This is a genomic window from Sphingomonas paludis (assembly GCF_053502515.1).
Window position 1 is genome coordinate 2331654 of the sequence record NZ_CP187558.1, and the last position, 17674, is coordinate 2349327.

A 17674-nucleotide genomic window follows, 5' to 3' on the forward strand; every position below is an offset into this window, starting at 1 on the left:
GGAAGCAGCGTCGCCGGGGCAGCCGGCACCGTGGGGCAAAGGGACGACCATGCTGCTGAACACTGCAGGGCGCGGGGGACGGCCGATGCGCATCGGGCTGTTGTCGGCCTGGGCGTCCCGCCTGGGCGGCGGCGTGTTCGAGGCGGTGGTGGGCCAGGGCCATGCGATCGCCATGCAGGGCGGCGTGCCCTTGCTCTTCGCACTGTCCGATCGGTTCAGCGATACCGACCGGCACCGGTTTCCGGGTGAGGTAAACGCATTTCCGGTGATCGGGCCGGCTCAGATCGGGTTTGCGCCCGCGCTGATCCCGGCGCTGTTGGCCGCCGATCTGGATGCGCTGCATCTGCACGGCATCTGGATGTATCCCTCGCGAGCGGCGGCGCGCTGGTCAGCGCGGACGGGTGGACGTCCGGTCATTTCGCCGCACGGCATGCTCGACCCGTGGATCACGGCGCGCGGCCGGGCGAAAAAGGCACTGGCGCGACTGGGATATGAGCGGGAAAGCTGGCGCAGGGCGGCGCTGTTTCACGCGCTGACCCCGGCCGAAGCGGACGACATCCGGCGCGAAACGGGGCGCGCACAAGTAGAGGTCGTCGCCAATCCGGTGGCAGCGGCCGAGGTCGTGGTGGACAAGCCCGATCCGCCCTATGTGCTGGCGCTGGGCCGGATTCACCCGAAAAAGAACCTGATCGGGCTGATCGACGGCTGGCACGCGTCATCGGCTGCGAAGGCCGGGTGGTCGCTGGTGATCGCCGGTTGGGGCGAACCGGCCGACATGGCGGCATTCGAGGCGCATCTGGCGGCAAAGGCGTCGTCGAGTATCCGGTTCGTGGGTCCGGCCTATGGCGAGGACAAGGCCAGGCTGCTGCGCGAGGCGCGCTATCTGGCGCTGCCGTCGTTCAGCGAAGGGTTGCCGTTGGCCATCATCGAGGCATGGGCAGCGGGCACGCCGACGATCCATTCGGCCGGCTGCAACCTGCCTCAGGGCTTTGCCGAGGGCGCGTCGATCGAAACCGGCACCGGAGCGGCCGACATCGCCGCCGCCATCGACGCTGCCGTCGCGCTGGACCCAGCCCGCCACCGGGCGATGGCACAGGCGGCGGCAACGCTGGCTGCCCGCGATTATTCGCTGTCGGCCATCGGCGCACGCTGGGCATCCATCTATGCATCGCTTGGCAACGGGGGTGCCGCCGCATGACCATTCTGGATTCGTCCAAATCCAACCAGGCGGAGGGCGGCCCCAGCTTCAGCCTGTCGCACCGGCTGTTCCGGCTGGTCTGGAACCTGGTCTGGGCCATTGCCGCCGCCTGGACGCCCCCGCCCCTGCACCGCTGGCGCGCGATGCTGTTGCGCCTGTTCGGGGCGAAGCTTGGCCACGGCGTCCGGGTCTATGGCAAGGCGCGCATCTGGTATCCACCCAATCTGCTGATGGAGGATCATGCGGTCGTCGGCCCGGGCGCAACCATCTATAACCAGGGGCGCATCGTCATCGGCGATCATGCCATCGTGTCGCAGGGCGCGCATCTGTGCGCCGGTACGCACGACATCAGCGACCCCAATTTTCAATTGGTCACCCGGCCGATCACCATCGGCCGCCGTGCCTGGATCGCTGCCGAAGCCTTTGTCGGTCCTGGCGTGACCATTGGCGAAGGGGCGGTGCTGGGTGCGCGCGCCGTGGCGATGCGCGACCTGGCGGCGTGGCAGGTGGCAACCGGCAACCCGGCGACGGTCATCAAGGAACGCCGTTTTCGTGACAGCCCCAAGGCGGATTGAGCCAATGAAGATCCTGATCGTTTCCCTGAACTATGCGCCAGAGGAAATCAGCATCGCCGTCTATTCCTCCGGCACGGCCCAGGCGTTGAAGGCCGCCGGGCACGAGGTGCGAGTGATTTCGGGCAAGCCCTATTACCCGCAATGGCGCGTTTATGACGGGTATCGCGGCCTTGGCTACCGACGGGCGGTCGAGGCGGGGATTCCGGTGACGCACTGCCCGCATTATGTGCCGGCTAGTCCGGGCGGAGCAAAGCGCATCCTGCATCATGCCAGCTTTGCCGCCAGCCTGGCCCCCGCCGCAATCGCCGCTGCCGTGTCGTTCAAGCCCGACCTGGTCTGGACGACGGCGCCGTCGCTGATCGGCGCGACGGCGGCGCTGGCTGCCGCCCGGCTGTGCGGTGCCCATGCCTGGCTGCACGTCCAGGATTTCGAGATCGATGCCGCGTTCGCCACTGGCCTGCTGAACGGCGAATCCGGCGTCGGGCGGGCCGCACGGTCGTTCGAGCGGGGGGTGCTGAACGCGTTCGACACCTGCAGTTCGATCTCGACCGCGATGCTGGACAAGCTGCGCGAGGCGGGCATCCCCGACCGGCGGATCGTCGAGTTCCGCAACTGGGCCGATATCGACCTGATCCAGCCGGTGACGGGCGTTTCCTCCTATCGCACCGACTGGCCGGACCTGCCGCCGAACATCGCCTTTTATTCCGGCAACATCGCCAATAAACAGGGTATCGAGATTTTGGTCGAAGCGGCGCGCCACCTGGCGCATCGGCCGGATATCGGCTTTCTGATCTGTGGCGACGGCCCGCAACGCGCCAATCTTCAGGCAAGTGCCGCCGGCTTGACCAATATCTGGTTCAAGCCGCTGCAACCGCGCGAACGGCTGAGCGATCTGCTCGGCCTGGCCAGCGTGCACATGCTGCCGCAGCTGGCGGACATGGCCAATCTGGTGCTGCCGTCCAAATTGTCGAACATGTTGGCGTCCGGCCGCCCGGTCGTCGCCACCGCCGCTCCCGGCACGGCGTTGCATGCAGAGGTGGACAGCTGCGGGGTGAATACGTCGCCGGGCGATTCGGCAGCCTTCGCCGCCGCCATCGAACAGTTGATCGACGATCCGGCCCGCCGGGAACGCCTGGGTGCCGCCGCGCGGGTCCGTGCGGTCGAACGCTGGTCGCGCCAAGGCGTTTTGGCCGGCTTCATCGACACGGCTGTTGCGCGGGTGCACGCGCATCGGCATGAAAATATCGGCGGATAAACATAATCTAGATCGTCCGACCGGCATCGTTGTGCCTATGGCTGCGGCATGACGGGCACGACGTTTGAGCAACCGACGCTATCGGCACAGCGGCTGACGCATCTTCAGCGGCTGGAGGCGGAATCCATCCACATCCTGCGCGAAGTGGCTGCAGAGGCCGAACGGCCGGTGATGCTGTATTCGATCGGCAAGGATTCGGCGGTGATGCTGCACCTGGCGCGCAAGGCATTCTATCCCGCGCCGCCGCCCTTTCCCCTGCTGCATGTCGATACCACCTGGAAGTTCCGGGCAATGTACGACCTGCGCGAAAAGGCGGCGGCGGCAGCGGGGATGGAATTGCTGGTCTGGCAAAATCCGGACGCGCAGGAGCGCGGCATCAATCCGTTCGACCATGGCGCGCTCCACACCGACCTCTGGAAAACCGAGGGGCTGAAGCAGGCGCTCGACCATTACGGCTTCGACGCGGCATTCGGCGGCGCGCGCCGGGACGAGGAAAAGAGCCGGGCCAAGGAGCGGGTGTTCAGTTTCCGCACAGCCGCCCACCGCTGGGACCCGAAGAACCAGCGGCCGGAGCTTTGGCACCTTTACAACGCCCGCAAGCATCAGGGCGAAAGCATCCGGGTCTTTCCGATCTCGAACTGGACCGAACTCGATATCTGGCAATATATCATGGCCGAGGGGATCGAGATCGTACCGCTCTATTTCGCACAGGAACGCCCGACCTTCGAATGGCAGGGCCAGATGCTGATGGCGGACGACCCCGAACGGCTCGAGCGCGTGCTCGGTCGGATGCCGGACATCACCATGCGGTCGATCCGGTTCCGCACGCTCGGCTGCTTTCCGCTGACCGGCGCGGTCGAAAGCAGCGCAGCGACGCTGAGCGACGTGGTGCAGGAAACGCTGCTGACGACCACCAGCGAACGCCAGGGCCGCGTGATCGACAAGGATGCCGGCGGCGCTGGCATGGAGAAGAAGAAGCAGGAGGGGTATTTCTGATGTCGGACGCCCCCGCCTATACCCCCGATGCGCTGATCGCCGAGGATATCGACGCCTATCTCGACCTCAACCAGCGCAAGTCGCTATTGCGGTTCATCACCTGCGGCAGCGTGGATGACGGCAAGTCCACGCTGATCGGCCGATTGCTCTACGATTCCAAGATGATCTTCGAGGATCAGCTGGCAAGCCTGGAGGCCGATTCGAAGCGGGTCGGCACGCAGGGCGGCGCCATCGACTTCGCGCTGCTCGTCGACGGGCTGGCCGCCGAGCGCGAACAGGGCATCACCATCGACGTCGCCTATCGCTTCGAAGAAGATGCCATGCCATGCCATGCCATGCCATGCCATGCCATAGAAAAAAAAAAAAAAAAAAAAAAAAAAAAAAAAAAAAAAAAAAAAAAAAAAAAAAAAAAAAAAAAAAAAAAAAAAAAAAAAAAAAAAAAAAAAAAAAAAAAAAAAAAAAAAAAAAAAAAAAAAAAAAAAATAATTTTTTTATTTTTTTTTTTTTTTTTTTTTTTTTTTTTTTTTTTTTTTTTTTTTTTTTTTTTTTTTTTTTTTTTTTTTTTTTTTTTTTTTTTTTTTTTTTTTTTTTTTTTTTTTTTTTTTTTTTTTTTTTTTTTTTTTTTTTTTTTTTTTTTTTTTTTTTTTTTTTTTTTTTTTTTTTTTTTTTTTTTTTTTTTTTTTTTTTTTTTTTTTTTTTTTTTTTTTTTTTTTTTTTTTTTTTTTTTTTTTTTTTTTTTTTTTTTTTAAAAAAAAAAAAAAAAAAAAAAAAAAAAAAAAAAAAAAAAAAAAAAAAAAAAAAAAAAAAAAAAAAAAAAAAAAAAAAAAAAAAAAAAAAAAAAAAAAAAAAAAAAAAAAAAAAAAAAAAAAAAAAAAAAAATTTTTTTTTTTTTTTTTTTTTTTTTTTTTTTTTTTTTTTTTTTTTTTTTTTTTTTTTTTTTTTTTTTTTTTTTTTTTTTTTTTTTTTTTTTTTTTTTTTTTTTTTTTTTTTTTTTTTTTTTTTTTTTTTTTTTTTTTTTTTTTTTTTTTTTTTTTTTTTTTTTTTTTTTTTTTTTTTTTTTTTTTTTTTTTTTTTGAAGAAGAAGAAGAAGAAGAAGAAAAAAAAAAAAAAAAAAAAAAAAAAAAAAAAAAAAAAAAAAAAAAAAAAAAAAAAAAAAAAAAAAAAAAAAAAAAAAAAAAAAAATTTTTTTTTTTTTTTTTTTTTTTTTTTTTTTTTTTTTTTTTTTTTTTTTTTTTTTTTTTTTTTTTTTTTTTTTTTTTTTTTTTTTTTTTTTTTTTTTTTTTTTTTTTTTTTTTTTTTTTTTTTTTTTTTTTTTTTTTTTTTTTTTTTTTTTTTTTTTTTTTTTTTTTTTTTTTTTTTTTTTTTTTTTTTTTTTGAAGATCGGGGCGCAGACGGTCAGCGCGACGGTGCAGCCGCCGAAATGCGCCATCGACGTCAACACGATGCAGCGGCTGTCGGTAAAGACGCTTGGCCTGAATGACATCGGCGATGCAGAGGTCTATCTGGACCGCCCCGTCGCGTTCGAGCCCTATGCCGACAACAAGGCGCTGGGCGGGTTCATCCTGATCGACAAGCTGACCAACGCGACGGTCGCAGCCGGCATGATCCGCTTTGCGCTCCGCCGCAGCCAGAATGTCCACTGGCAGGCCGTCGACATCAGCCGCGAGGCGCACGCCAGGCAAAAGGGTCAGGAGCCGCGCCTGCTCTGGTTCACCGGCCTGTCGGGATCGGGCAAGTCGACCATCGCCAATCTGGTCGAAAAGCGGCTGTTCGCACTCGGCAAGCACAGTTTCCTGCTCGACGGCGACAATGTGCGCCACGGCCTCAATCGCGATCTGGGCTTTACCGACGCCGACCGGGTGGAGAACATCCGCCGCGTGGGCGAGGTCGCCAAGCTGATGACCGATGCAGGGCTGATCGTGCTGACCGCATTCATCTCGCCCTTCCGCGCCGAACGGGAGCTGGTGCGTGCGATGATGGGCGACGGCGAGTTCATCGAAATCTTTATCGACACGCCGCTGGCGGTGGCAGAGGCGCGGGACGTCAAGGGCCTGTATGCCAAGGCGCGCGCGGGTCAGCTCAAGAACTTCACCGGCATCGACAGCCCCTATGAACCGCCGGAGCAGCCCGAGATCGTGGTGGACACGACCCGCGAGACGCCGGAGGCTGCGGCCGAGCGGATCGTCGATCATATCCTGGGCGCCTGGATGCCGGTGATATGATGGACGATGCGGCCCTTGCCCGGTCGCTGGCGATGGAGGCTGGGTCGGCGCTGATGGCGCTCCGCGCCGACGGAGCGCATCAGGGCAAGGCGCTGGGACAGGCGGGCGATGTTCTGGCCAATCGCCTGATCCTGGACCGGCTGGCCGCCGAGCGGCCGGACGACGCCGTGTTGTCCGAGGAATCGGACGACGGCCCGGCCCGGCTGACCAGTCGCCGCGTCTGGATCATCGATCCGCTGGACGGGACACGCGAATATGCGGAGGGGCGGGACGACTGGGCCGTGCATATCGGCCTGGCCATCGACGGCGTCGCCGCGATCGGCGCGGTCGCCTTGCCCGCGCTCGACCGGGTGTTCGATACCGCAACCGTCGCCCCTGCCCCCGCTCCTGCCCCGCGCCTGCGCATGCTGGTCAGCCGGACCCGGCCGGGGGCAGAGGCGCTGGCCGTTGCCACCGCGCTGGATGCCGAACTGGTGCCGATGGGCTCGGCCGGGGCAAAGGCGATGGCGGTGGTCGCCGGCACCGCCGACATCTATCTGCACAGCGGCGGCCAGTATGAATGGGACAATTGCGCGCCCGCTGCCGTCGCCATGGCCGCTGGCTTGCACGCCAGCCGGATCGACGGTTCGCCCCTTGCGTACAACCGCGCGGACGTGTCGCTGCCCGATTTCCTGATCTGTGCGCCCGCGCTCGCCGCGCCGATTATCGAGATGGTAAGGCAAGGGCGCTAGCGCACTTGGCCAACAGCCGCGCGCTTGCCATGGGCCGACCGCGTCGGGCATGGCGGATGCGCAGCCCCGTTGCGGGCATTAGTCGGGAATGACGTGATGAAGATTGTGATGATCGGCTCTGGATATGTCGGGCTGGTTTCGGGGGCCTGCTTTGCCGATTTCGGTCACGACGTGGTCTGCGTCGACAAGGATCAGAGCAAGATCGACCTGCTGAAATCTGGCGGCATCCCCATCTATGAACCCGGGCTGGATACGTTGGTGGCAAAGAATGTCGCTGCCGGTCGGCTGACCTTTACCACCGATCTGGCCGGCCCCGTTGCCGATGCCGCCGTGGTCTTCATCGGGGTCGGCACGCCGACCCGGCGGGGCGACGGCCATGCCGACCTGACCTATGTCCATGCCGCTGCACGCGAGATCGGGCAGGCGCTGGGCGATCACTTTACCGTCGTCGTCACCAAATCGACCGTGCCGGTGGGCACCGGCGACGAAGTGGAGCGCATCATCCGCGAGGTGAACCCCACCGCCCGCTTCGCGGTCGCATCCAACCCGGAATTCCTGCGCGAAGGGGCGGCGATCGAGGATTTCAAGCGCCCCGACCGGATCGTGGTCGGGATCGAGGACGATGCGGCCCGCAAGCCGATGGAGGAGGTCTATCGCCCGCTGTTCCTCAATCAGTCGCCGCTGCTGTTCACCCGCAGGCGGACCAGCGAGCTGATCAAATATGCCGCCAATGCGTTCCTGGCGATGAAGATCACCTTTATCAACGAAATCGCCGACCTGTGCGAACGCGTGGGCGCTGACGTGCAGGACGTGTCGCGCGGCATCGGCCTGGACAAGCGGATCGGATCGAAGTTCCTGCATGCCGGGCCGGGCTATGGCGGCTCGTGCTTTCCAAAGGACACGCTGGCGCTGGTCAAGACGGCGCAGGATTACGACAGCCCCGTCCGGCTGATCGAGACGACCGTCGCCGTCAACGACGAACGCAAGCGGGCGATGGCGCGCAAGGTCATCGATGCGGCGGGCGGCGATGTGCGCGGCAAGACGATCGGCGTGCTCGGCCTGACCTTCAAACCCAACACCGACGACATGCGCGAGGCACCGTCGATTTCGATCATCCAGGCGCTGCAGGACGCGGGCGCGACGGTCCGTGCCTATGATCCGGAGGGGATGGAAGCGTCACGCACCCTGATCTCCGGCGTCGATTATGCGGGCGATGCCTATGCCGTGGCGGAGGGGGCGGTCGCCGTGGTGATCGTCACCGAATGGGATGCGTTTCGCGCGCTCGACCTCTCCCGACTGAAAACGGCGATGGCCGATCCGTTGCTGGTGGATCTTCGCAACATCTATCAGCGCGCGGAGGTGGAAGCCGCCGGCCTGCGCTATGTCAGCGTCGGGCGCGAGACCCCTTCGGCCGATAACGCCGACTGACCGGACGAGCGGCTGCCATGCGTTACCTGATCACCGGCACGGCCGGATTCATCGGCTTTCACCTGGCCCGCCGGCTGCTGGATCAGGGGCATTTCGTCACCGGTTTCGACGGCATGACCGCCTATTACGACCGGCGGCTGAAAGAGGCGCGGCTGGCCATCCTTCAGCGATCGAACGGCTATCGCCACGTTACCGGCATGCTGGAGGATCGCGCCACACTCGACCGGGCAGGCGACGAGGCCCAGCCCGATATCATCATCCACCTGGCCGCACAGGCCGGTGTCCGCTATTCGATCGAAGCGCCGCAAACCTATCTCGACAGCAATGTGATGGGATCGTGGAACGTGCTGGCGCTGGCCGACCGGCTGCGCCCGCAGCATCTGATGATGGCATCCACCTCGTCGATCTATGGTGCCAATCCCGACATCCCGTTCAGCGAGGGCCACCGCGCCGACGAACCGCTCAGCCTCTATGCCGCGACCAAGAAAGCGATGGAGGCTATGGCTCATGCCCAATCGCACCTCAATCGCGTGCCGATGACGATGTTCCGGTTCTTCACGGTCTATGGCCCCTGGGGGCGGCCGGACATGGCGCTGTTCAAGTTCGTCGATGCCATGCTCAACGACCGGCCGATCGACGTTTACGGGCACGGCGACATGGCGCGCGACTTCACCTATATCGACGATCTGGTGGACGGCATCCTGGCTTTGGCCGCCGTCATCCCCGACGAAGGCAACCGGATCGCCGAGCCGGTCGGGCTGGACAGCCTGTCCGCCCAAGCCCCGTACCGAGTCGTCAACATCGGCGGCGGCCAGCCGACGCCGCTGATGGCGTTCATCCGGGTGATCGAACAGGCGACCGGCCGGACCGCGCGGCTGAACATGATGCCGATGCAGCCAGGCGACGTGCCGCGCACCTATGCCGATCCCCGCCTGATTCGCGCGTTGACCGGATATGTGCCGGCCACCGGAGTCGAAGCCGGAGTCGCGGCATTCGTCAGCTGGTACCGCGAATGGTTAAAACGCTGAAATCACTCGCCTGATCGATTGCAGTTTTGACAATCGGCGCGAATTGTCCCAATTGGGCACCGTCGAACGACCGGACGTGCTCGATTTTCGCTGCACTGCATCATTTTTATGCAGCACAGCTGGACGAAATGAGCTAGATGTGAGCGTGGCGTATCGGATTGAGTGTCGGCAAGAGGGGATTCCATGAATCTGGAAGTCGGTCAGATCGGCGCGGCAGGGACGCGCGACTTGAACCGGTCGCGTGGCAAGACGTCGCACAAGGCGCTGCGCACGCAGATGCTGGCGGGCATGGTGGTCATCGATGTGGTGGCGGTGTTCGTCGGCTTCCTGATCGGTGAATGGATCTATGCCTCCCTCTCCGGCGAAGGGCAGATGCGCGGCATCTTCTCGCCGACGCTGGCGATCCTGCCCATCTATGTCGCTGCGGCGGTAAACGCCCGCGCCTATTCGAGCGGCATTTTCTCGAACCGTGGAAGCGGCGTTGCCCGCGCCGTTCAAGCGCTGGTGCTGGCCATCGGCGCAACGACCTTCATCGCCTTTTACATGAAGATCGGCGAAAGCTTTTCGCGGGGCGCCTTTGCCATCGGATCGGTGGTCGCGCTGGTCAGCCTGATCGTCGGGCGCAATCTGTTGTTGCGGATCATCCGGCGTCGGCACGGCAATGCGATGTTCAGCACGATCCTGATCAGCGACGGGCAGCAGCTGGCGGCGACCGGCGATTATTCCATGTATGTCTGCGCCGACACCTGGTTCACGCCGGAAACCGATTGCCCGCTGATGTACGACCGACTGGCCCGTGCATTGAGCGAGGCCGACCGCGTGGTCGTGGATTGCACCCCGGATCGACGCCATGCCTGGGTCAACGCGCTGAAGGGCGCCAATGTCCGCAGCGAGATCGTTGCCCCGGAACTCCAGGGCCTTGGCCCCATCGGTGTGGGCGGCTGGGGCGGCAAGCCGACGCTGGTCGTGGCACAGGCACCGCTCAGCGGCCCGGAAATGGCGATCAAGCGCCTGTTCGACGTCTGCTTCGCCGGTGTCGCGCTGATCGCGCTGCTGCCGCTGTTCGCGATCGTCAGCCTGATGATCCGTCTGGAAAGCGCCGGTCCGATCTTCTTCGTCCAGACCCGCATCGGCCTGGGCAACAAGATGTTTGCGATGTACAAGTTCCGCAGCATGCGGACCGAAATGTGCGACGCCAACGCATCGACGCTGACTGCGCGCAACGACAGCCGGGTCACGCGGGTCGGCAAGTTCATCCGCAAGACCAGCATCGACGAATTGCCCCAGCTGCTCAACGTCCTGAAGGGCGACATGAGCGTCGTCGGACCGCGTCCCCACGCGCTGGGCGCGCGCGCGGCCGACAAGCTGTATTGGGAAATTGACGGCCGCTACTGGCACCGCCATGCGGTGAAGCCGGGCCTGACCGGTCTGGTCCAGGTTTCCGGCTTCCGCGGCAATACGGAAAATGCCGCCGATCTGGAAAACCGGCTGCAGGCTGATTTTGCCTATATGAAGAACTGGTCCTTGTGGAATGACCTGCTGATCATTTTCCGCACCTTCAAGGTCGTGGTGCACAGCAACGCGTTTTGACGGCGTCGGCATTGCGGTTGGCACCGTAAGCGTGGCAGGATCGCCGGGCGCAGCGATTGGCGCTGCCGGGATTGCCATTCGGATATGACCCTGCCTGTGCTGGTTGCGCGTTCACTGTTGTTTGCTCCGGGCGATTCGGCGGCAAAGCTTGCCAAGGCTGCGGCCAGCGAAGCCGATATCGTGCTGTGCGATCTCGAGGATTCGGTCGCACCCGCCAACAAGGCTTTGGCGCGCGAACTGACCGCCGCCCATCTGCGATCCAGCGGCCATGCCCAGCCGCAATGGGTCAGGATCAATCCGCTCGACGGCGATCTGGCCCTGGCCGATCTGGCCGCAATCGTCCCGGCGGCGCCGGCAGGTATCGTGCTGCCAAAGGCGACCCCGGCGGATTGCAACCGCCTCCACCATTATCTGACGGCGCTGGAAGTGGCGGCCGGAATGACGCCGGGCGGCATCGCGGTCATGGCCATCGCCACGGAAACCGCGCAATCGATCTTTGCGCTCGGCGATTATAGCGGCACCCCGCGTCTGACCGCCCTGACCTGGGGCGCGGAGGATATCGCCACCGCGCTCGGTGCATCCGACAACCGGATGCCAGATGGCAGCTATGCCCTGCCCTTTCAGATGTTCAGAGCGCTCGCCCTCACCGGTGCAGTCGCGGCCGGGGTGACGCCCATCGAAACCATCCACGGCGATTACCGCGACCTGGCGGGCCTGGAAGCGGTCGCCACGGCGGCCAGGCGGGCGGGTTTTCGCGGCATGATGGCGATCCATCCGGCGCAGGTGGCGGTAATCAACCGCTGCTTCACGCCCGATGCGGCAGAGGTTGAGCATGCCGAACGGATCGTCAGCGCCTTTGCCGCCGATCCGTCGCTGGGAACGGTCGGGCTGGACGGCCAGATGCTCGACAGGCCCCATCTGGAGCGCGCCCGCACGGTGCTGGCCCTGGCACGCCGGGGCGAGTGACGACAGTGCCGTTCAATGCGGCAGCGTCAGCCGCTTTGCCTAAAATCTAGGCAATGGCCCGCGCATATCGGCTACCGAATCCGCCTGCCATCGCCCTTCGCAAGCATGGCACAATTGTTGTAAGGTCGACCGCGAGGCAGAGGGTAGCGGACCGTTTCCGCAGAACAGGGAAAAGCCAGTGAAAAAGATCGAAGCCATCATCAAGCCGTTCAAGCTGGATGAGGTGAAGGAGGCGCTGCACGAAGTCGGCGTCAGCGGCATCACCGTGACCGAGGCAAAGGGCTTTGGCCGACAGAAGGGCCACACCGAACTGTATCGCGGTGCCGAATATGTCGTCGATTTCCTGCCGAAGGTGAAACTGGAAGTGGTGGTCGAGGATGAATTGGCCGAACGGGTGGTCGAGGCGGTCGCATCCGCTGCGCAGACCGGTCGGATCGGCGACGGCAAGATCTTCGTGATGCCGGTAGAGGCGGCGCTGCGCATCCGTACCGGCGAGCGCGACGACAACGCGATCTGACCGGATCGTCCCGAATGTTGCAGCCATTTGACGCGTCGCAACAATCTTGTGCATGAGTATCCCGCATCCACGCAATTTGCTTGCGCGATTCGCGGGGCGTTTAATCTGAAACGAAAGGGCAGTTCCGATGGCCAATGACGCTGCAAGCGTTCTGAAGACGATCAAGGACCAGGAAATCGAGTGGATCGACCTGCGGTTCACCGACCCCAAGGGCAAGTGGCAGCACCTGACCATGGTGGCTGGCGTCATGGGCGAGGATGAGCTGAACGAAGGCCTGATGTTCGACGGATCGTCGATCGAGGGCTGGAAGGCGATCAACGAATCCGACATGATCCTGAAGCCCGATCTGGGCGCGGTCTATGTCGATCCGTTTTCGGCGACGCCGATGCTGATCATCTTCTGCGACATCGTCGAGCCGTCGACCGGCGAGCTTTATGCCCGCGACCCGCGCTCGACCGCCAAGCGTTCCGAAGCGTATCTGCAGACGCTGGGCATCGGCGACACCGTTTATGTCGGCCCGGAAGCCGAATTCTTCATGTTCGACGATGTGCGGTTCGAAACCAGCTACAACACCAGCTATTTCTCGATCGACGACATCGAACTGCCCACCAATTCCGGCAAGGAATATGAAGGCGGCAACCTGGCCCATCGTCCCCGCGCAAAGGGCGGTTATTTCCCGGTCGCGCCGGTCGACAGCGCCGTCGATATCCGCGCCGAGATGGTTTCGACCATGCTGGAAATGGGCCTGCCCTGCGACAAGCATCACCATGAGGTCGCCTCGGCTCAGCATGAACTGGGCCTGACCTTCGGCACGCTGGTGCAGACCGCCGACCGGATGCAGATCTACAAGTATGTCGTGCATCAGGTCGCTGCCGCTTATGGCAAGACCGCGACGTTCATGCCCAAGCCGATCAAGGAAGATAACGGTTCGGGCATGCACACGCATATCTCGATCTGGGACAAGGGCACGCCCCTGTTCGCCGGTGAGGGCTATGCCGGCCTGTCCGACATGTGCCTCTATTTCATCGGCGGCGTGATCAAGCATGCCAAGGCGCTCAATGCCTTCACCAACCCGTCGACCAACAGCTACAAGCGGCTGGTCCCGGGCTATGAAGCGCCGGTGCTGCTCGCCTACTCGGCGCGCAACCGCTCGGCCTCGTGCCGCATCCCCTATGGTTCAGGTGCCAAGGCAAAGCGCGTCGAATTCCGCTTCCCCGACGCGCTGGCCAATCCGTATCTCTGCTATGCGGCGCTGCTGATGGCGGGCCTGGACGGCATTCAGAACAAGATCCATCCGGGCGACCCGATGGACAAGAACCTGTATGATCTGCCGCCGGCCGAACTGGCCGAAGTGCCGACCGTCTGCGGCTCGCTGCGCGAGGCGCTGGACAGCCTGGAGGCCGATATGGACTTCCTGCTGAAGGGCGACGTGTTCACCAAGGACCAGATCGAAGCCTATATCGAAATCAAGCGTGCCGATGTCGCCCGCTGGGAAATGACGCCCAGCCCGGTCGAATACGACATGTATTACAGCGCTTAATCGTTCCTTCATGGCGGGCCGCTATCGGCGGTTCCGTCAAAGGACAGCGGGACGCCCGGGATGGATCACCATCCCGGGCGTTTCGCGTTTGGGGACCGGTGCCTTTTCGCTCAGCCTGCCGAAGGCTTGCGACGCGCCTTTGCCGCCGCATCGGCGATCGGCCGCAACCGGACGCCCAGGCTGAGCACGAATGGCCAGAACAGCGTGTTGACAATGTCGCTGGTCGTGTCCGGCCAGCGCCAGCTGCCGTGATTGATCCTGTCGATCCCCTCGTTCAGCAGTTCCAGCACCAGTACGACCAGAAACGGGATGAACGTGCCAAGCGGCTTGCGAGTCGCCATCCGCGCCGCAATCAGGATCAGCAGTCCGCCATGCAGGTGCAGCAGGGTGTTGGCCAGGCCGGTATCGTCCTGGATCGCTTCCTTGAGCACGGCATAGAATTGCAGGGACATGAACCGAGCCTCCTGTTCCTCGCCAGTCCTTTTGGCCATCGCGCCTGATTGTGCAACTGCGAAAAGAATGGCGGGGTCAGGGCTTGCCGATGCGGCGGGTCAGCCACTAGCCTCCGTTCATGCGCCAAATCCTTTGCTCGCTCATCGCTGCACTCGCCCTGGCAGGCGCCATGCCGTCAGTCACCCATGCCCAAGCCCGTGCCGACCGGGCGATGGCCGCCGCCGCCGATGCCGACAGCGCCTATGGCCAGGCACTCCTCAAGGATCTGGTCGAACAGAATAGCGGCTCGTTGAACCTGGACGGCGTGAAAAAGGTCGGCGACCGGATCGGCGCTGAACTGACCAAGCTGGGCTTCGATGTCCGCTGGGTCGATATGCGGGAAACGGGACGCGCCGGGCACATCGTCGCCACGCATCGCGGCAACGGCCGGGGCAAACGCATCCTGCTGATCGGTCATCTGGATACCGTATTCGAACCCGATAACGGCTTTACCGGCTGGCGGGTCGATGGCGGACGCGGCATCGGCCCGGGAGCGGTTGACGACAAGGGCGGAATGGTCGTCATCATCCAGGCACTGCGCGCGATGAAGGCCGCCGGCACCCTCAGCGACGCCGACATCATGGTGGTGATGACCGGCGATGAGGAAGCGACCGGCAAGCCGCTGGACGTGGCGCGGCGCGACCTGCTGGCGGCCGGCGACTGGGCCGATGTCGCGCTGGAATATGAGGGGGTGGCGAGCGAGGATGGGCGGGAATACGGCACCACCGCCCGCCGGAGCTCGACCAGCTGGACCTTGACCGCAACGGGGCGCACCGGCCATTCCAGCGGTATTTTCAACGACAAACTGGGGTACGGGGCCAATTATGAATTGGTCCGCATTCTCGATGCGTTTCGCCGGGAACTGCCGGAGCAGTATCTGACCTTTAATGTCGGGATCATGGCGGGCGGCGCGCCGGCCGCCATGGCCGACAGCGGCGATGCGATGACCGCCAGCGGCAAGACGAACATCATCGCCGATCAGGCCTTTGCTCGAGGCGACCTGCGCGCGCTGACCCGCGAACAGAATGAGCGGGCAATGACGCGGATGAACGCGATCGTCGCCGCGCACCTGCCCGGTACCGATGCGAAAATCGTGTTTTCGCAAAGCTATCCGCCGATGGCACCCACCGCCGGCAACCGGGCATTGCTGGCCGAGTTGAACGCCGTCAACCGACAGCTTGGCCTGCTCGAAATGGCGGAATTCGATCCGGCCAAGCGGGGGGCGGCCGATTCCAGCTTTGTCGCTGACCTGGCCGACACGCTGGGCGGCATGGGGCCGGCGGGCGGCAACAGCCATGCAGCCGGAGAATGGGTCGAGCTGGCCAGCATCCAGCGACAGGCAAAGCGATCCGCGCTGCTCCTGACTCGCCTGTCCCGCACGCCGCGGGGGAACTGATCGGTCGGCTCGTTCGTCTGTTCGGTCGGCGGGGGCCGATCGGAGAAACCGGATGCCGCTGACCGCCATTGCCCTGAACTGCACGTTGAAAGCCGATACCGGCACCGCATCCAGCACCGATGCCATGATCGCCGTGCTCGCCGATGCCTTTGCCGAGCACGACGTCACGATCACCGAAACCGTTCGCATCGCCGCGCACGACGTCAAACCGGGCGTGACATCGGACGAGGGCGCAGGCGATGCCTGGCCAGCGATCCGGGAAAAACTGCTTGCCGCCGACATCCTGATCATCGGAACGCCCATCTGGATGGGCCAGATCAGCAGCGTCGCCAAACGCGTGCTCGAACGGCTCGACGCGTTCATTTCCGAAACGGACGATCAGGGGCGGATGCCCAGCTATGGCAAGGTTGCGGTCGCCGCGATCGTCGGGAACGAGGACGGGGCGCACTTCTCGTCGGCGCAATTGTTCCAGTCGCTGAACGATGTCGGCTTCACCATCCCGGCGGTCGCCGCCTGTTACTGGGTGGGCGAAGCAATGGGGTCGACCGATTTCCAGGACCTGGACAAGACGCCGGAAAAGGTGACGAAGACCGCCGCCATGGTGGCCGGCAACGCAGCGCATCTGGCCGGCTTGCTGAAAGGCTCGCCCTATCCCGGATGACCTGCACGGTGCTCGTGGGCCGGCCCGGTACCGGCTCACGGCACCAGCAGAGTCGACCCCATCGTATGCCCGCCCTCGATCAGCCGGTGCGCATCGGCAGCGCGGTCGAGCGGCAGGCGCTGGCCGATCTCGACGGTCAGCACACCCTGTTCGATCAGTTCGAACAACCGGGTAATGCCCTGCGCCCGCTCATGCGGCAGGGTATAATAATCGAACAGCTTCGGGCGAGTAACGAACAGAGATCCGTGCTGGTTCAGCGTTGCCAGGCTCACGCCCTCGACCGGACCGGACGCATTGCCATAGCTGATGATCAGGCCGCGCGGCGCCATCGCCGCCAGCGAAGCCTGCCAGGTCGCGGCCCCCACCCCGTCGAAGCAGACGGCAACCCCGGTGCCCCCGGTCAGTGCCCGGACGCGGCGCGCGACATCCTCCTTTTTGTAGAAGATGACGTGATCGCATCCAGCGGCCCTTGCGCGGTCTGCCTTTTCCTCGCTGCTGACCGTACCGATGACGATCATGCCCAGATGATTGAGCCACTGGACGAGCAGATGGCCCACGCCGCCAGCCGCCGCATGGACCAGCACCGCATCGCCCGGCAACAGGGTCGCGCAGCGCTCGACCAGAAATTCGGCCGTCGCACCCTTCAAGAGCGCCGCAGCTGCCACCTCGTCCGTAATGGCTGCAGGCAGCCGAAACAGCGTATCGGCGGCCAGGTTGCGGACATCGCTATATGCCCCCAGCGCTGGCCCGAACGTCGCCACCCGGTCCCCCAGCGACACGGATGTCACGCCCTCTCCCACCGCCTCGACGACCCCCGCCGCCTCCAACCCCAGGCCGCTCGGCAGCGGCACGGGATACAGGCCCGACCGGTGATAGGTGTCGATGAAATTGAGGCCGATGGCATGGTTGCGCATCCGCACCTCGCCCGGGCCAGGCGCTGGCAGATCGGCATCGACCATGCGGATCACCTCCGGCCCGCCATGCGCGTCGATCACTGCCCGTCGTGCCATGCCCGTTCCCTTTTCATCCAATCGTCGCCGCGCCCGTCCGGCAACCGCCCGCCAGGCAGGCCGTCGTTT

Annotated in this window: 15 protein-coding genes and 3 pseudogenes; 16 read left to right on the plus strand and 2 right to left on the minus strand. The window is 61.3% G+C overall.

All coding sequences use genetic code 11. The features are described from left to right. The first annotated feature begins 49 nt into the window (after positions 1–49). From ACPVPU_RS11190 to glnA, 14 genes and pseudogenes are all read left to right on the plus strand, one after another. On the plus strand, positions 50–1198 hold the full coding sequence (locus ACPVPU_RS11190; protein ID WP_448658019.1) for a glycosyltransferase: 1149 nt from the start codon (positions 50–52) through the stop codon (positions 1196–1198). Beyond that, complete coding sequence (locus tag ACPVPU_RS11195; protein ID WP_448658020.1) at positions 1195–1773, plus strand: putative colanic acid biosynthesis acetyltransferase; 579 nt, start codon at positions 1195–1197, stop codon at positions 1771–1773. The genes ACPVPU_RS11190 and ACPVPU_RS11195 overlap by 4 nt, the downstream gene beginning before the upstream one ends. 4 nt (positions 1774–1777) lie before the next feature. After that, positions 1778–3028 carry a WcaI family glycosyltransferase gene (locus ACPVPU_RS11200; RefSeq protein WP_448658021.1) on the plus strand — a complete coding sequence of 417 codons (1251 nt, stop codon included), beginning with the start codon at positions 1778–1780 and terminating at the stop codon, positions 3026–3028. 48 nt (positions 3029–3076) lie between these two features. Beyond that, positions 3077–4024, plus strand: a complete 948-nt coding sequence (gene cysD / locus ACPVPU_RS11205) for a sulfate adenylyltransferase subunit CysD (RefSeq protein WP_448658022.1) — start codon at positions 3077–3079, stop codon at positions 4022–4024. Then, a pseudogene (locus tag ACPVPU_RS11210) lies at positions 4024–4332 on the plus strand (GTP-binding protein); the annotation flags it as partial. The gene cysD and the pseudogene ACPVPU_RS11210, both read left to right, overlap by 1 nt. 460 nt (positions 4333–4792) lie before the next feature. Continuing rightward, a pseudogene (locus ACPVPU_RS11215) lies at positions 4793–5401 on the plus strand (hypothetical protein); the annotation flags it as partial. After that, positions 5392–6246, plus strand: a pseudogene (gene cysC, locus ACPVPU_RS11220) (adenylyl-sulfate kinase); the annotation flags it as partial. The pseudogenes ACPVPU_RS11215 and cysC, both read left to right, overlap by 10 nt. Next, positions 6246–6977 (plus strand): 3'(2'),5'-bisphosphate nucleotidase CysQ, encoded by a 732-nt coding sequence (locus ACPVPU_RS11225; RefSeq protein WP_448660500.1) that lies wholly within the window; start codon positions 6246–6248, stop codon positions 6975–6977. The pseudogene cysC and the gene ACPVPU_RS11225, both read left to right, overlap by 1 nt. A 96-nt stretch (positions 6978–7073) precedes the next feature. Continuing rightward, positions 7074–8405 carry a UDP-glucose dehydrogenase family protein gene (locus ACPVPU_RS11230; RefSeq protein WP_448658023.1) on the plus strand — a complete coding sequence of 444 codons (1332 nt, stop codon included), beginning with the start codon at positions 7074–7076 and terminating at the stop codon, positions 8403–8405. A gap of 17 nt (positions 8406–8422) precedes the next feature. Next, positions 8423–9433 (plus strand): NAD-dependent epimerase/dehydratase family protein, encoded by a 1011-nt coding sequence (locus ACPVPU_RS11235; RefSeq protein ID WP_448658024.1) that lies wholly within the window; start codon positions 8423–8425, stop codon positions 9431–9433. A gap of 183 nt (positions 9434–9616) precedes the next feature. Continuing rightward, positions 9617–11023: an exopolysaccharide biosynthesis polyprenyl glycosylphosphotransferase gene (locus ACPVPU_RS11240; RefSeq protein ID WP_448658025.1), complete on the plus strand. Its 1407-nt coding sequence runs from the start codon at positions 9617–9619 to the stop codon at positions 11021–11023. 84 nt (positions 11024–11107) lie between these two features. Next, the gene (locus ACPVPU_RS11245; RefSeq protein ID WP_448658026.1) at positions 11108–11989 is read left to right on the plus strand and encodes an HpcH/HpaI aldolase/citrate lyase family protein; all 882 of its coding nucleotides are present in this window, start codon (positions 11108–11110) and stop codon (positions 11987–11989) included. A 178-nt stretch (positions 11990–12167) separates the two neighbouring features. After that, positions 12168–12506, plus strand: coding sequence for a P-II family nitrogen regulator (locus ACPVPU_RS11250; RefSeq protein WP_448658027.1), 339 nt, complete (start codon positions 12168–12170; stop codon positions 12504–12506). Between the two features lie 127 nt (positions 12507–12633). Then, positions 12634–14046, plus strand: a complete 1413-nt coding sequence (gene glnA, locus ACPVPU_RS11255; RefSeq protein WP_448658028.1) for a type I glutamate--ammonia ligase — start codon at positions 12634–12636, stop codon at positions 14044–14046. A gap of 110 nt (positions 14047–14156) precedes the next feature. Here the strand turns inward: glnA and ACPVPU_RS11260 are convergent, their stop codons facing one another. Further along, entirely contained in the window at positions 14157–14498 is a 342-nt protein-coding gene (locus ACPVPU_RS11260) for a hypothetical protein (RefSeq protein WP_448658029.1), read from the minus strand. Between the two features lie 119 nt (positions 14499–14617). On the opposite strand from ACPVPU_RS11260, the gene ACPVPU_RS11265 reads away from it, so the two are divergent. Continuing rightward, positions 14618–15934, plus strand: a complete 1317-nt coding sequence (locus ACPVPU_RS11265; RefSeq protein WP_448658030.1) for a M20/M25/M40 family metallo-hydrolase — start codon at positions 14618–14620, stop codon at positions 15932–15934. 52 nt (positions 15935–15986) lie between these two features. Then, on the plus strand, positions 15987–16595 hold the full coding sequence (locus ACPVPU_RS11270; RefSeq protein WP_448658031.1) for a flavodoxin family protein: 609 nt from the start codon (positions 15987–15989) through the stop codon (positions 16593–16595). 35 nt (positions 16596–16630) lie between these two features. On the opposite strand, the gene ACPVPU_RS11275 is transcribed toward ACPVPU_RS11270, so the two are convergent. Next, positions 16631–17605 (minus strand): quinone oxidoreductase family protein, encoded by a 975-nt coding sequence (locus tag ACPVPU_RS11275; protein WP_448658032.1) that lies wholly within the window; start codon positions 17603–17605, stop codon positions 16631–16633. Between the last annotated feature and the right edge of the window lie 69 nt (positions 17606–17674).